Below are 15766 nucleotides of genomic sequence, written 5' to 3' on the forward strand. Positions count from 1 at the left end.
CAAGGGGAAGGCGGGATAGCTCGCGGCGCATGAAGATCGCCTTCTACGCGCCATTGAAGTCCCCGGATCATCCCGTCCCCTCTGGCGACAGGCAGATGGCGCGCATGCTGATCGAAGCGCTCAGGCTTGCCGGACACGAGGTCGAAATCGCATCGCAGCTGCGAGCTTTCTCGCGCGAAGCGTCGGACGCGGCCTACCTGAATTTGCGCAGGCAAGCAGATGAGGAAAGCGCGCGCCTTCGCCGGACCTGGGCAGATAACGGGGCCCCGGACGCATGGTTCTGCTATCATCCCTATTACAAGGCCCCTGACCTTGTCGGTCCCGCCTTGGCCGCCGAATTCGCCATGTCCTACGTCACGGCGGAAAGTTCCTATTCGTCACGGCGCAACGAAGGGGCGAGAAGGCTTGCCCAGGATGCGGTCGCGGCTGGCGCAAGGCAGGCGGCGGTGAACATCTGCTTTACGAAGCGCGATCGCGAAGGGCTCGAAGAGGCCGTGCCGGAGGGGCGCTATGCCATGCTGGCGCCTTTCATCGACGTGCGACGTTTTCAGGCAACGCCGAGGAGGAAACCGGACGAGGCCCGCCTGATCGCCGTCGCGATGATGCGCCCGGGCGACAAGATGGACAGCTACCACATGCTCGCGGCTGCTCTGCGACTGGTCGTCGACATTCCCTGGACGCTGACGATCGTCGGCGATGGCCCATCGCGTGCGGAGGTGCAGTCGGCGTTCGCCGGATTGCCGGCGGAGCGGCTGGACTGGGCCGGCGAGAATGCGCCCGAAACGGTGGCGGGCCTCCTCTTCGGTAGCGATCTCTATGTCTGGCCTGGATGCGGCGAGGCCTACGGCCTTTCCTATCTGGAGGCGCAGGCGGCCGGCCTGCCGGTTGTGGCGCAGGCGACCGCCGGCGTACCCGAGGTCGTCAGAAATGGGGAGACCGGGCTGTTGACGGAGACAGGTGACGTCGAACTTTTCGCCGGCGCGATCCGGCGCTTACTCATGGATCAGGGGCTGCGCGCCGAACTCGGGACCAGGGCGCGGCGCTTTGTACTCGGGGAGCGCTCCTTGACTGCCGCGGCCGCGCGGCTTGAGACTATTTTCGGCGCTTTCGTGAGGAAGACGGAATGAAGACGGGGCCCATCTGGCAAGCGCTTGTCGACCGGCTCGACCAAATGCAGGAAGCCGGTCAACGCGCCGATTTCTGGCTGCGCGACGACGATGCGATCGAACCGACGGCGGCGCTTCATCGATTGCTCGACTTGACGGACCGGTTTTCGGTGCCGCTGACCCTGGCGGTGATCCCGGCGCATACCGACGCGCGCCTCGAGCGCTGCCTCGCCGGCCGCCGTGACATCAGCATCGCGGTTCATGGCTGGTCGCACGAAAACCATGCGCCGCCGGGAGAGAAGCGCCAGGAACTCGGCGGCCATCGTCCCGGCGGCACGGTTTCCGAAGAACTGCGCGCCGGATATGCCCGTCTCAAGGCGCTCTTTCCCGCTTCCTTCGTGCCGTTGCTCGTCCCTCCGTGGAACAGGATCGATACGGACATCGCCGCTGGACTGGGCGGCATCGGGTTTCGGGCGCTGTCCGTCTTCGGGCCGGAGGCGAGCGGCAAAGCCGCCGCTCTTCTTCGTCCGGGACTGCAGATCATCAACACCCATGTGGACGTCATCGATTGGCACGGAACGCGCGGCTGCCGCGATCATGTGCAGATCGTTCGGGATATTCTCACGAGAGTGGAGCAGGTTGCCAAGGGCGGAGGCACGGTCGGCATTCTCACGCATCACCTCGTCCATGACGAGAATGTGTGGGTGTTTCTGTCGAAGCTGTTCGAGACCACTGCCACCCACCCGGCCTGCCGCTGGCGGAACGTATCCGACCTTATAGGTCGATGACCTGATGGTCGCGGGCCGCAAAGGCCCCCCCGAAGAATGCCTGTACTTCCTGTTCCATTGCCGCAAGCGCCGCATCGGTGCGCGACGGGTCGTGGTGGAACATGGCAAGGCGCGGAATGCTGGCGGCCATCGCCAGGCGCGAGCCGTGCATCCCGGTCGAATGCCCGTAGCCGCGGTAGGCTGCCATCTCCGATTCCAGATAGGTGCAATCGTAGACCAGCAGGTCGGCGCCCGCGATGAACTCGAGAAGTTCCGGATCGAGGATTCCCGGTTCATGCTCCGTGTCGTAGATGAGAACGACGGCGCGGCCGCGCCAGTCGACCCTATAACCGACGCAGCCGCCTGGATGGACGAGGCTCATCGTGCGGATCGATACGTCCTTTCGCGGCGAAAGCGTCTCGCCCGGACGGAAATCGACGGTGTCGAGGCTTGCCTGACAGATGCCCGGGCCAACCGGGAACCACGGTGGCCGCATGAACTCGTTGATCATTTCCGCCGTGGACATCTTGCCGTGCAGATGGCCGGACCAGAAACGTACCGCCGAACTGCAGCGGTAGATCGGCTTGAAGTAGGGCAGGCCGATAATGTGGTCGTAATGGGTGTGGGTGAAAAAGACGTCGAATTCCGAGACGCCCTCGGACATCAGCGACAGGCCGGCTTCGCGCAATCCCGAGCCGGCGTCGAAGATCAGCACCTCGGCGCCGCAACGGACTTCGATGCAGGGCGTATTGCCTCCATAGCGTAGGAACTGCTCACCGGATACCGGCAAACTGCCCCTTACGCCCCAAAACTTCACTCGAAAGGTGTCGTCCTGCATTCCGTTTCGGTTTCATCCTGCTCGCTCGGGCACTTTGCCCGGGCGCGCTGATTAGACAAGCACAAATCATGAGGGTCCTGCAATGCCATTGGCACTCCAGAACGCGGAATGCTTGCCGGCCGGCTTCTTGAAAGCTTATCGTCGTCGGGCTTAACCTGATTTAAGTATTGTCTTAACCGGTTCAAAATTGAGAAGTTCCGCCCGAGCCCTGAGAATCGGAACCAATCATTCGCAAGGTTAAGGGGGCAGCATTCATGGCGCAGCCGGCCGACATGCAGTTTTACGAGAGCCTGCCTCTTTTCGAAGAGTTCGAGGGCGTCGCCGACGAGGCGAATTACAGGCCTCTGCCTGAGGGGTGGTCGCTGGCGGTTGCCGACATCGTCGATTCGACCGGGGCGATCGCCGACGGGCGATACAAGAGCGTCAACATGGCTGGCGCCAGCGTGATCTCGGCCCTCATGAACGCACTGGACGAAAGAAACCTGCCTTTCGTCTTCGGTGGCGACGGGGCGCTCGCCGTCATACCCGCAGCCTTGGCCGCCAAGGCACGCACGGCACTTGCGGCCGTCAGGACGTGGGTAGCGGAAGAGCTCGGCCTTGAACTCAGGGCGGCGCTCGTCCCGGTCGCCGACATTCGCGCCGAAGGTCTCGACATGCGCGTCGCCCGCTTCAAGGCGAGCGAGGAGGTTTCCTACGCGATGTTCTCGGGCGGTGGCGCAAGCTGGGCGGAAGCGGAGATGAAGGCGGGACGCTACCGGATCGACGCTGCGGCGCCGGGGACCAGACCGGACTTGACGGGGCTCTCCTGCCGCTGGAATCCGATCGTCGCCCACCACGGCTTCATTGTGTCGATCATTGCCGTGCCCGGCGAACGAGGCAACGGTCCCGAATTTCACGCATTGATCGCCGACATCGTCGCCTTGGCCGAGGGCGAAGAGCGCGGCGGCCATCCCGTCCCGGAGAACGGTCCCGAGCCGCGCCTTTCGATGCCTGGGATCGCCATGGAATCGCGCGCCCTCGCCTCACCGGGCAAGCGCCTTTTGGTCTGGCCATGGATAGCGCTGCAGAGCGCCCTTCTTTTCGTGTGCTTCAGGATCGGGCTCAATATCGGCAGGTTTGATGTCGCCCAGTACAAGCACGATCTCGCCAACAATTCCGACTTCCGCAAATTCGACGACGGCCTGAAGATGACGATCGATGTCAGCGCCGGCCGGCTGAACCAGATCGAGGAGCGGTTGAAGCGGGGCGCGGAGGAGGGCGTTTCCCGCTACGGGCTGCATCGGCAGGATTCCGCTTTGATGACCTGCATCGTGCCGTCCCCGATGAGCCGCGATCACATGCACTTCATCGACGGCGCGGCCGGCGGTTACGCCATGGCCGCACGCAACCTCAAGGCAGCCCTTGCAGGACACGGGCCGCAAGCCCGCGTATTCAAGCCTTGACGATGTGATCGGCTGCCAGGCCACGCCGCGCAAAGACGTTGCGGGTATCGACGATCAGCGGCGCCCAATCGAGAAGAGCGCCGTAATCGATGGCGTCATGGTCCGTTGCAACGAGCACGGCGTCGAAATTGCGCACGTTCTTCTCGTCGAATGCGATCGACCGGCGGCCCTTGAGCGCAATGTGCTCCCGGGTCGAGGGAATTTCCTCGACATGCGGATCGTAGAAGGCCGCCTTGCCGCCGCGTTCCTCGATGAGTTCGATTAGCCGAAGCGAGGGGCTTTCGCGAATGTCCGGCACGTTCTTCTTGTAGGCGAGGCCGATGATCAGCACGTTCGAACGGCTGAGCGCCTTGCCCTGCCTCAGGTCGAGCGCCTCGGCAAGCCGCGTTACCACGTGGCGCGGCATGGCAGAGTTGATCTCCCCCGCCAGTTCGATGAAGCGCGTCGGCAGTTCGTATTCGCGCGACTTCCAGGTCAGGTAGAAGGGGTCGATTGGAATGCAATGTCCGCCAAGCCCGGGACCGGGATAGAAGGGCATGTAACCGAACGGTTTCGTCTTCGCTGCTTCGATGACTTCCCAGATATCGATGCCCATTGCCTCGTAGACGACCTTGAGTTCGTTGACGAGCGCGATATTGACCGCCCGGAAGATGTTTTCCGTAAGCTTCACCGCCTCGGCCGTCGCATTGGACGAGACCGGCACGACGGTCTCGACTACGGCGGCGTAGAAGCGCTCCATCAGCGCTGCCGCGAGCGGCCCGTCGCCGGCCACGACCTTCGGGATGCTCGCCGTCTCGAAGTTCCGGTTGCCGGGGTCCTCCCGTTCAGGCGAGAAGCCCAGGAAGAAGTCCTCGCCCGATTTCAGGCCGGTCTCTTCCAAGATCGACCGGACGATCCCATCGGTCGTACCGGGATAGGTGGTCGATTCGAGAACGACGAGCTGGCCCGGCCGCAGGCAGGCCGCGATCGAGCGCGACGTCCTCTCCACGAAGGAAAGATCGGGGTCGCGATGCCTGGTAAGCGGCGTCGGCACGCAGATGACGATCACGTCGCAACCGCCGAGTTCGGCAAAGTCGGTCGTCGAGCGAAACCGCCCGGCGGCGGCCTCCCCGCTGAGCGCCTCGTCCGAGACGGCCTCGATATAGGAGTGTCCGCCGTCGAGCGCGATGATTTTTTCCGGGTCGATGTCGAAGCCGGTGACCGAGAAACCTGAGCGCGCGACCGCGATGGCAAGAGGCAGGCCGACATAGCCGAGGCCAATGATGCCGATCTTGGCCGTGCGGGCGGAGATCGATTCGAGAAGCCTGTCGTGATGAAGGGAGGTCAAGGTCGTTTCCAATTTGGTGGGCGAACAAGCCGTTCTGGGGACGGGTGGCCGCGCGAGTTGGTTCGGTTTTGTTGGCGAGAAAGCCGCGCCAAGTCAAGCGCGGGCCTGCGGCGCCGTGCATCTTGCACAAAGGACGCTGCAGCACTTTGAATTGCTGCATGTTTTATCTTTAAACCGGCGACGATTTAGGGAATAGGTGCAGCGTCGTTCCATCGACAACCCCGACAATTAGAGGGTGTAAACGGATAGCCGGTTCCGTGTAGGATTCACCTACGATTAAAAATTGTGAATCTCACTGGAAATCTGGCCCGGCGGTGAATATCTGCAAGGCAGAGTCGTGGCGATCGGATCGCTGCGCGCCGCCGCCGCCGGATGCGGCCGGAGCCTTTCTTTACTGACGGTGCCACAGCCAATGCTGCCGGGGCAGGCGATCTCGTTCGCCAGTTCTACAGGGCGTGCGGGCGGCATTCGCCGTCGCGACAATGAGGACGTGGGAATGAGTGCGATCAACGACAATGTTTCCGAAATCCTCCTGGACAAGGTCGCGGATTGGTTGATGCGGACGTCGCTCAGTGACGAATCGCTCGAGACGATCGTGCGCGGCTTCTGCGAGCGACTGGCGGCGGCCGGCCTGCCTCTCATGCGCGTCCACCTGTCCTTTTCGATGCTTCATCCGCTTTATGACGCGCTCGGCTTCACCTGGTGGCGCGGCCGGGGCGTAGAGGTCAGCGGTCTTCGCCACGAGGAACTGGCGCTCAATCCCGATCGGTTCCTCCGCAGTCCCTATTACTATCTGCTCAGCAACAACCTTGACCACGTGCGGCGACGGATCGACCCGGCCCTGCCTTCCGAGTTCCCGATCTTCGATGAACTCAAGGAACAGGGAGCGACCGACTATATCGCTTTCATGCAGCCGCTCGGCGCCGTCTCCGAGCACGGCATGGTCGGCTCCTGGACGACTGATCGCCACGGCGGCTTCAGCGACGACGTCATTGCCGCCTTGCTTCGGCTGCAGAACCATCTGGCGATCGCTGCCAAGGTCGCCGTGCTCGGCAAGCTCGCCGACAACATGTTGACCACCTATCTCGGCGCGAATGCCGGGCGACGGGTGCTGAGCGGTCAGGTCCGCCGGGGTGATGGCGAGACGGTTCGCGCCGTCCTGGTCATGGCCGACATGCGCGACTCGACCGTTCTTGCGGAAAAGGAGGGGCGGCAGGCCTACATCGAAACGCTGAACGGTTTCTTCGACGCGATCGCGACGCCGTTCAACCGCCATGGCGGTCAGATCCTGAGCTTCGTCGGCGATGGGTTCATCGCCGTCTATCCCTGCGGCCGGCACAAGGAACCCTCGGAACTTGCCAGCCGCGAAGCCTTCGCCGCGGTCGGCATGGCGCGCGCCCGCGTCGCCGCACTCAACGCTGATCGGAAAAGGCAGGGCCGCGAACCGATCGGCTACGGCGTCGGCCTTCACGTCGGCAACGTCATGTTTGGCAATGTCGGACTGCGGGACCGGCTCACCTTTTCGGTTTTCGGCTCGGCCGTCAACGAGGTGCAGCGGCTGCAGAACCTGACGAAGAAGTATGGCCACAACGTCGTCGCGAGCGAAGCCTTCGTCAATTATTGCGGCGGCGATTGGCTGACGCTCGGGCAGGAGAGGTTGCGCGGCGTGCGCCAGAAATTCACGGTTCTCTATCCCAAGGACGCGGCCCTCACCGCCATTGCGCAGGAACGCGCCGACGATCAGACAGAGGATGGACTTTCCGAAGCGGAGCATGTCATGCTGCTCTATCGCAACAAGATCGGGCCGCCGGGGCCGCGCGGCCTGATCGACAAGATGCTCCAATGAGGGATAAATGTTTCGCGTAGCTTTGCTGGCCGCCACTCTTCTCGTACCGAGCATCGCAAATGCTCAAGCACTGCAGCAACAACCGCCTCTGGAGCAGAAGCTGGTCGACGGTTTCGAAGGCAAGGACTTTGCCCCCGAGGGCGGCCTCTATTACCGCGAGAACTTCGAGCAGAGCGCCGGCACCGTCGAGTTTCAGGGGGCGGTCAAACGGACGGGCAATGGCGGGCTGAAGCTCAGCGTGGTGCCGCATTGCCCGACCTCGAATGACGGCTGCAGCGAGCGGGCGGAAATCTGGGAAAAGACGGCGCTCCGCGTCCCCTATGACCGGGGCGTCTGGTACGGCTTCGCCGTCAAATTCGAAGACCCCATTCCGAGCGGTGACCACCGTTATCTTATCGCGCAGTGGAAGCGCGAGATCGATCCCGGCGCCGACGGGGATTTCAGCCCCTTTCTGGCGCTGCGCATGGACCTCGGAAAGCTCTTCGCCACGATCGAGACCAATTACCAGCCGCCGGTTTCCACGGCGCCGGAGGGTACACCGGCCCGCTGCGGGCCGGGTGAGGTACCGGCCTGGGCCAGGCCCGACGTCAATCAGGTGCGCATCCTGGTTGCCACGGATCCAAACTGGACGCCGCAGGACAGTAGCCTTTTCAACTCCTGCACGAAGGCGGTGACGGTCACCGATCACGGCAACCCGCTCCCCGAGCCGAATTCCGGCTGGATCGATTTCGCGATCTTCACCAAGCCCGGGCCGGACGGTACGGGGCACATCGAGCTGTTTGCCAACGGTAAGCCGGTCATAACGGTCAAGGGCCATATCGGCCATGCCGACAAGGGGCTCGGAGAGAATCAGTATTTCAAGTTCGGCCCCTATCGCGCCGCCGACACCACCGACTGGACGCTCTACTACGACGACTTCCGCCGCTCACCGCGCTGCGCCGATGTCCTGACAAACGGCGTTTGTCCCTTTCCCTGAGGTGCGGCCGCGACTTCCGAACCCCTCCTCGCAGCCGTCCGGTGGCGTGCTGGACAGCCTGCGGAAGCTAAGCTACTGTTTCGAATGGCGGACGCTACAGCGCCGCGGGGCTCGTCAAGGTCGCTGTGACACTTGAAATTGCTTGCATAGTACTCCGCCGAAGGCGGGGGTCATGCAGGAGGGGAATGAGGGTAGTGTGTTGCAATGACATCAGGAGCGGACCTGTTAAGGGTTGAGGGTCTGCGGATCACATTTTCCGTGCTTGGCGGCGAAGTGGAGGCCGTCCGGGGAGCCAATTTCAGGATTTTGCCGGGGAAGGTCACGGCGCTCGTCGGCGAGTCCGGTTCGGGCAAGTCGGCTATCAGCCAGGCGGTCATGGGCATCCTGCCGACCGTCGCGAGCGTGAGCGGCCGAGTTCTGTTCAACGATCCGGCGGCTGGCGCAAAGCCTGTCGACCTGCTTTCGCTCGAGACCGACGGGCGCGAGATTCAGGACATCCGCGGCGCAAGGATCAGCAAGATCTTCCAGGAGCCGATGACCTCGCTGTCGCCGCTCCACACGATCGGCAACCAGATTTCCGAAGTGTTGAAGATCCACACCGAGGCGGACGCGGCCGAGCGGCGGGCGCGAACCGAGGAGCTTCTGGGTTATGTCGGCTTCGCCAATCCGAAGCGGGCCTATGACATGTACCCCTTCGAGCTTTCCGGCGGAATGCGGCAAAGGGCGATGATAGCCATGGCGCTGATCTGCCGCCCGGCACTGCTGATCGCCGACGAGCCGACAACGGCGCTCGACGTGACGGTGCAGGCGCAAATTCTGCAGTTGCTCCGCGAACTCCAGTCCAAGCTCAACATGGCCATGCTGCTGATCACGCATGACCTTGGCGTCGTCGCCAACATGGCCGACGAGGTCGTCGTCATCTATCACGGCGATATCGTCGAGGCGGGGCCGGTCGACGCGATCTTCCGCAATCCGCAGCATCCCTATCTCAAGGGGCTGATGGCGGCCGTACCGCATTTCGACATGAAGCCGGGCGAAAGGCTGAAGGCGCTTCGCGAAGTGCCGGTCAAGGCAGGGACGCTTCTCGGAAGCCAGGAAGTCAGAAGGGCCGCCGGACCGGACGTCCTCGTCTCGGTCCGCAATTTGTGCAAGACGTTCTCGACGCGTTCGTCGGGCTGGTTCGGCAACGGCAGCACGTCGCGTCACCGCGCCGTCGACGATGTGAGCTTCGACATCCGCCGCGGCGAATGCCTGGGGCTGGTCGGCGAGAGCGGCTGCGGCAAGACGACCGTCAGCAAGATCCTGATGCGCGCGGTGACGCCGGACCAGGGTTCGGTCACCTTCGACGACGGGGAGGGCGCCGTCGACGTCCTGAAGCTCGATGGCGCCGAGCTCAAGGCTCTGCGCGCCAAGATCCAGATGGTCTTCCAGGATCCGGTCTCGTCGCTTTCGCCGCGCATGACGGTGAAGAACATCCTCAGCGAACCGCTCGAGATCCACGGGCGAGGCAACCCGAAGTCACGAGTCGAAACCGTCCGTTCCCTGTTGCAGGCGGTCGGCCTCGACCAGCGTTTCATCAATCGTTACCCGCACAGCTTCTCCGGCGGTCAGCGGCAGCGCATCGGCATCGCCCGGGCACTTGCGCTCGTGCCGCAGCTGCTGATCTGCGACGAGCCCGTTTCGGCTCTCGATGTCTCCGTTCAGGCCCAGATCCTCAACCTCCTCAAGGATCTGCAGAAGGAACTCGGCCTGACGATGTTGTTCATCTCCCACAACCTCGCGGTGGTCGACTACATGGCGGACCGGATCGCCGTCATGTGTTCGGGGCGGATCGTCGAGCTCGCACCGCGCGAGGTGCTGATGCGCAATCCGGTACATCCCTATACGAAATCGCTGCTGGCAGCCGTGCCCTATCCCGATCTGGATCGGAAACTCGATTTCGACGCGCTCCAGGCGAGCGGGTGCTCCGACCAGAGTCAATGGGGAGCGCAATTCTGGGACGGCGGCGAGGAGAACGCGCTCTTTCCGGCCGATCTTGGCGGCGGTCACTATGTGCTCGCCAGGAAATCGGCAGATGCAAGGGAGTTACGCTCGTGATTACCCGAAGAACAGCACTCGCCATTCTCGCTTCAACCGCCCTGCCGAGGGTCCTGCTCGCCGCAGCCGGCGGAGCCGACGCCCTGGCGCCGCTTGTCGCAGAAGGCAAGCTTCCGCCGCTCAGCGAACGACTGCCGAAAACGCCCCGCGTGATCAACGTCGCGGCGATGGGGAGACAACCCGGCCGGCATGGCGGGACGATTCGCAGCCTCATCGGCAGCGCCAAGGACATTCGCCTGATGACGATCTACGGCTATGCGCGGCTGGTCGGCTACGATGCGGCGCTCAACCTCCACCCGGACGTTCTCGAGCGCTATGAGACCGTCGAGGACCGGATCTTCACCTTTCATCTGCGCGAAGGGCACAAGTGGTCGGACGGCACTCCGCTGACGACCGAGGACTTCCGCTACTGCTTCGAGGACGTGCTGCTCAACGAGGACCTGTCGCCTGCGGGCCTGCCGACGGCGATGGTCATGGATGGCGAGGCGGCGAAGTTCGAAATCCTCGACGAGCGCACGCTGCGCTACTCCTGGCCGATGCCAAATCCGGACTTCCTGCAGAAGCTGGCGGCGCCGCAGCCGCTGGTTCTCGCCATGCCCTCCGCTTATCTCAAGCAGTTCCACGAGAAGTATCAGGAAGAGGACAAGCTGAAGGCGCTCATGAAGGAGGAGAGGGTCAAGAAGTGGCACCAGCTCCACCAGCGCATGGCGCGCTCCTACAGGCCGGAGAACCCGGACCTGCCCACCCTCGATCCGTGGCGCAACACGACGCCGCTGCCGGCCGAACAGTTCGTCTTCGAGCGCAATCCGTACTTCCACCGCGTCGACGAAAACGGCCTGCAGCTGCCTTACATCGACAAATTCGTGTTGAGCGTCAGTTCATCGGCGCTCATCCCGGCAAAGACGGGCACGGGCGAAAGCGACCTGCAGGCGGCGGGGATCGACTTCGTCGACTATACGTACCTGAAAGACGCCGAGAAGCGTTATCCCGTGAAGGTCAAATTGTGGAAGAAAACGTCCGGCTCCCGCCTGGCACTGCTTCCCAACCTGAATTGCGCCGATCCGGTCTGGCGGGCGCTCTTGAGAGACGCGCGGGTCCGCCGGGCCCTGTCGCTGGCGATCGACAGGCGCGAGATCAACTTGGCGGTCTTCTACGGGCTGACGAAGGAGAGCGCCGACACGGTCCTGCCGGATAGTCCGCTGTTCCGTCCGGAATTCGCGAGTGCCTGGATCGCCCATGATCCGGACCAGGCCAACGCACTGCTCGATCAGGCTGGACTTGCCAAGCGCGACGGCGACGGGATCCGCATCCTTCCCGATGGCCGCAGGGCGCAGATCGTCGTGGAAACGCCTGGCGAAAGCACGCTCGATACGGATGTGCTGCAGCTCATCACCGACTACTGGCAGAAGGTCGGCATTTCGCTCTTCATACGCACCTCGCAGCGCGATACCTTCCGCAGCCGGGCGGTCGGCGGCGAAATCATCATGTCCATGTGGTTCGGCATCGACAACGGCGTGCCGACGGCGGACATGAACCCAGGGCAACTCGCGCCGACAGCCGACGATCAGCTGCAATGGCCGGTCTGGGGCCTGAACTATATTTCCCATGGGGAGATGGGCGAGACCCCCGACCTGGAGCCGGTCGTCGAGCTGCTCGCCCTGCTCAAGCGCTGGCGGCATTCCGCAGACGATGCCGAACGGGCGGACATCTGGAGGCAGATGCTGTCCATCTATACGGACCAGGTTTTTTCGATCGGCATCGTCAACAGTTCGTTTCAGCCGATTCTCGTCACGACGAAGCTGCGCAACATACCGGATGAGGCGCTTTGGGGCTTCGACCCGACGAGTTACTTCGGCGCCTACAAGCCGGATACGTTCTGGCTGGAACAGGATAGCTGAGATGCTGCGGTACATTCTCTGGCGCATCGCGGTGATGGTGCCGACCCTGCTCATCATCTCGGCGCTCGTCTTCACCATCATCGAGCTGCCGCCGGGCGACTATTTCGAAAGCTACATCGCCGAGCTCAGGGCGCAGGGCGAAGGCGTCGACATGGAGCAGATCGATTCTCTTAGGCAGCAATACGGCTTCGACCAGCCGCCGCTGCTGCGCTACGTCTATTGGGTCGGCGGCATGCTGCAGGGCGACTTCGGCTATTCCTTCGAATATGAACTGCCGGTGAGCGAGGTCGTCGGCGACCGGCTGTGGCTGACGATCCTGGTGTCGTTCTTCACGATCATGTTCACCTGGATCATCGCCTTCCCGATCGGCATCTTTGCGGCGACGAACCAGTACAGCTGGGGCGATTATGGGCTTTCGCTCATAGGTCTCATCGGCATCGCCATCCCGAACTTCATGCTCGCGCTGATCCTCATGTATTTCGCCAATATCTGGTTCGGCACGTCGATCGGCCATCTTATGGACCAGAAATACCTTTCCGAACCGATGAGCTGGGAGAAGGCGAAGTCGATTCTCGAACACATCTGGATTCCGGTCATCATCGTCGGCGCCGCGGGCACGGCCGGGATGATCCGGCGGCTGCGGGCCAACCTGCTCGACGAACTGCAGAAGCAATATGTCGTGACCGCAAGGGCCAAGGGCCTCTCGCCGACGCGGACGCTCGTCAAATATCCGCTGCGCATGGCGCTCAACTTCTTCATCTCCGACATCGGCTCGATCCTGCCGGCGATCATCTCGGGGGCGGAGATCACCGCGATCGTGCTGTCGCTCGAGACCACCGGGCCGATGCTGATCAAGGCGCTGCAGAGCCAGGACATGTATCTTGCCGGCTCGTTCCTGATGTTTCTGGCGTTCCTCACCGTGATCGGCGTCCTGATTTCCGATCTGGCGCTCGCCGTCCTCGACCCCAGAATCCGCCTGCAAGGCAGGAGCACCAAGTGACGTCACCGATTCCTGCCCCCGGCGAGCCGCTACCGCATTACGTGTCGACCGCCCCCTTCGATCCCTATTCCGTCGAGGTGATGACGGAGGAGCAGGTGCGCGTCAATCAGGCGTCGCAGCTGCGGCTGATGTGGTGGAAGTTCAAGCGGCATCGGGTTGCGCTGGTGTCCGGCATCTTCCTGGCGGTGCTCTACGGCATGATCCTCATCTGCGAGTTCCTGGCGCCCTACAACCTGCACACGCGCAACATGGATTTCATCTACGCGCCTCCGCAGCGGGTGCATTTCATCCATGAGGGGGACTTCGTCGGCCCGTTCGTCTACGGGCGGACGATGCAGCTCGACATGGATACGCTGAAGCGGAACTACTCGGACAACCCCGCCGACATCCAGCCGGTCCGCTTCTTCTGTCGCGGCGACGGCTATCGCTTCTGGGGCCTGTTCGAAAGTGACCTGCATCTGGTCTGCCCTGCGCAGAATGGCCAGCTGTTCCTGCTCGGCAGCGACAGACTTGGGCGCGACGTGCTGTCGCGCATCATCTACGGCGCGCGGATTTCGCTCACGATCGGACTGCTCGGCATTACCGTGAGTTTCGTGCTCGGCATCGTGATCGGCGGCCTTGCCGGCTATCATGGCGGGGTGTTCGACCTTGTCGTGCAGCGGTTGATCGAAGTTCTCCAGTCGATACCGAGCATTCCGCTCTGGCTTTCGCTGGCGGCGATCATGCCGGCGACATGGAGCCCGATCCTCATCTATCTCGGCATAACCGTCATCCTCGGCCTTCTCGATTGGACCGGCCTGGCGCGTGCCGTCCGCTCGAAGCTCCTTGCGCTCCGGGAAGAGGACTACGTGCTCGCCGCCCAGTTGATGGGCGCGAAAAGCAGCCGCATCATCGGCCGGCATCTCGTGCCGGGCTTCATGTCGCATCTGATCGCGACGGCGACGATCTCGATTCCGGGCATGATTCTCGGAGAGACGGCGCTCAGCTTTCTCGGCCTCGGGCTGCGCCCGCCGATCACGAGCTGGGGCATCCTGCTGACCGAGGCAAAGAGCGTCAGCGTGATTGCCTTCTATCCATGGCTACTGTTTCCGACTATACCAGTCATTCTTGTAATATTGGCGTTCAACTTCCTGGGAGACGGGTTGCGCGACGCCGCAGATCCCTACAAATAGCCCCCGTGTCGCCGCTCGATCCCAAGCAGGCGCTGCAGCGGAATTGGCGTTTCCACGTATGAGAGAAAGGTTCTTCGTATGGTACGGCGCTTCGAAGATGCCCGGATTCTCATGTACAGCCATGATACCTTCGGCCTTGGTCATCTCAGACGCTGTCGCGCCATCGCCCATGCGCTCGTGGAGGACTACAGCGGCCTGCAGGTGCTGATCATTTCCGGGGCGACCATCGCCGGCGCCTTCGACTATCGGGCGCGCGTCGATTTCGTGAAGATCCCCAGCGTCATCAAGCTGAGGAATGGCGAATACACGTCGCTCGACCGCCACATCGACCTGCATGAGACGCTGAAGATGCGTCAGTCGATCATTCGCTCGACCGCCGAGACCTTCAAGCCTGACATCTTCATCGTCGACAAGGAGCCGATGGGCCTGCGCGGCGAGGTCGAGGACACGTTGACCTATCTGAAGATGCACGGGACCAGATTGGTTCTAGGGCTTCGGGAAATCATGGATGCGCCGCACCTGCTCGAAGAAGAGTGGAAACGCCGCGACACGATGCGCAAGATCGAGCAGTTCTACGATTCGATCTGGGTCTACGGCCCCCCGGATTTCTACGACCCGCTGGTCGGCCTCGACGTGCCGGCGGCGGTGCGCGATCGAATGAATTTCGTAGGCTTCCTGCAGAGAAGTGTTCCGCACGACGGATTGCCCGATCACAAGCCGGAGGGCGACTATATTCTCGTCACCACCGGCGGGGGCGGCGATGGCGCCGAGCTCATCCATAACGTCATCCATGCCTATCAGCAGGATCCGAGCCTCAAGCATGATGCCCTTGTGGTCCTCGGCCCCTATATGCCCGCCAAGCAGCGCAACAAGCTGATCCGGAAGGGCAGCCGTATCCCTTTCATCAAGATCATCGAGTTCGACAACCGGATGGAGGAACTGGTCGCGGGTGCCCGCGGCGTCGTATCGATGGGCGGTTACAATACCTATTGCGAGATCCTGTCCTTCGACAAGCCGGCGCTGATCGTGCCGCGCCTGCAGCCACGCGAGGAACAGCTGATCCGGGCGCGGCGCGCGTCCGAACTCGGCCTTGTCGACATGTTGCTGCCCCACGAGGCGGAGGATCCGTTGCGCTTTGCAGAGGCACTCAGGGCCCTGCCACAGCGTGCGGCACCGTCGCGCAACAAAAACGGCCTGAGGCTCGAAGGCCTTGTCCATATATCCGAGACTGTCGGAGCATGGCTCGATCACCGGTCCAAGGAACACCTGAGCGTCGTCAAGCAGACAAGCTGAAATA

General features: G+C 62.7%; 12 protein-coding genes. 10 read left to right on the forward strand and 2 right to left on the reverse strand.

Annotated elements, in window-relative coordinates; translation table 11 throughout:
• The first annotated feature begins 29 nt into the window (after positions 1-29).
• Together AU381_RS11690 and AU381_RS11695 are read left to right on the forward strand one after the other, a co-directional pair.
• Positions 30-1127: a glycosyltransferase family 4 protein gene (locus tag AU381_RS11690; RefSeq protein ID WP_064241947.1), complete on the forward strand. Its 1098-nt coding sequence runs from the start codon at positions 30-32 to the stop codon at positions 1125-1127.
• On the forward strand, positions 1124-1894 hold the full coding sequence (locus AU381_RS11695) for a polysaccharide deacetylase family protein (protein WP_064241948.1): 771 nt from the start codon (positions 1124-1126) through the stop codon (positions 1892-1894). Before AU381_RS11690 ends, AU381_RS11695 begins: the two co-directional genes overlap by 4 nt.
• On the opposite strand, the gene AU381_RS11700 is transcribed toward AU381_RS11695, so the two are convergent.
• Complete coding sequence (locus AU381_RS11700) at positions 1881-2711, reverse strand: MBL fold metallo-hydrolase (protein ID WP_064241949.1); 831 nt, start codon at positions 2709-2711, stop codon at positions 1881-1883. The genes AU381_RS11695 and AU381_RS11700 overlap by 14 nt on opposite strands.
• A 254-nt stretch (positions 2712-2965) precedes the next feature.
• Here AU381_RS11700 and AU381_RS11705 point away from each other — a divergent pair, with 254 nt between their 5' ends.
• The gene (locus AU381_RS11705) at positions 2966-4153 is read left to right on the forward strand and encodes a DUF3095 domain-containing protein (RefSeq protein WP_064241950.1); all 1188 of its coding nucleotides are present in this window, start codon (positions 2966-2968) and stop codon (positions 4151-4153) included.
• Here the strand turns inward: AU381_RS11705 and AU381_RS11710 are convergent.
• A complete protein-coding gene (locus AU381_RS11710) occupies positions 4143-5480 on the reverse strand; it encodes a nucleotide sugar dehydrogenase (RefSeq protein ID WP_064241951.1) in 1338 nt (445 codons plus the stop codon). The genes AU381_RS11705 and AU381_RS11710 overlap by 11 nt on opposite strands.
• Before the next feature lie 496 nt (positions 5481-5976).
• Here AU381_RS11710 and AU381_RS11715 point away from each other — a divergent pair, with 496 nt between their 5' ends.
• From AU381_RS11715 to AU381_RS11745, 7 genes are all read left to right on the forward strand, one after another.
• Positions 5977-7326 carry an adenylate/guanylate cyclase domain-containing protein gene (locus AU381_RS11715; RefSeq protein WP_064241952.1) on the forward strand — a complete coding sequence of 450 codons (1350 nt, stop codon included), beginning with the start codon at positions 5977-5979 and terminating at the stop codon, positions 7324-7326.
• Positions 7327-7333: 7 nt separating this feature from the next.
• Complete coding sequence (locus AU381_RS11720) at positions 7334-8302, forward strand: polysaccharide lyase family 20 protein (RefSeq protein WP_064241953.1); 969 nt, start codon at positions 7334-7336, stop codon at positions 8300-8302.
• A 204-nt stretch (positions 8303-8506) separates the two neighbouring features.
• Complete coding sequence (locus tag AU381_RS11725) at positions 8507-10399, forward strand: ABC transporter ATP-binding protein (RefSeq protein ID WP_064241954.1); 1893 nt, start codon at positions 8507-8509, stop codon at positions 10397-10399.
• Positions 10396-12297, forward strand: a complete 1902-nt coding sequence (locus tag AU381_RS11730) for an ABC transporter substrate-binding protein (protein ID WP_064241955.1) — start codon at positions 10396-10398, stop codon at positions 12295-12297. Before AU381_RS11725 ends, AU381_RS11730 begins: the two co-directional genes overlap by 4 nt.
• Before the next feature lies 1 nt (position 12298).
• On the forward strand, positions 12299-13297 hold the full coding sequence (locus tag AU381_RS11735) for an ABC transporter permease (protein WP_064241956.1): 999 nt from the start codon (positions 12299-12301) through the stop codon (positions 13295-13297).
• Positions 13294-14469 (forward strand): ABC transporter permease, encoded by a 1176-nt coding sequence (locus AU381_RS11740; RefSeq protein ID WP_064241957.1) that lies wholly within the window; start codon positions 13294-13296, stop codon positions 14467-14469. Before AU381_RS11735 ends, AU381_RS11740 begins: the two co-directional genes overlap by 4 nt.
• Positions 14470-14547: 78 nt before the next feature.
• The gene (locus AU381_RS11745) at positions 14548-15762 is read left to right on the forward strand and encodes a glycosyltransferase family protein (protein ID WP_064241958.1); all 1215 of its coding nucleotides are present in this window, start codon (positions 14548-14550) and stop codon (positions 15760-15762) included.
• The last annotated feature ends 4 nt before the right edge of the window (positions 15763-15766 follow it).

The organism is Sinorhizobium glycinis, from assembly GCF_001651865.1.
In the GTDB taxonomy this organism is placed as follows: domain Bacteria; phylum Pseudomonadota; class Alphaproteobacteria; order Rhizobiales; family Rhizobiaceae; genus Sinorhizobium; species Sinorhizobium glycinis.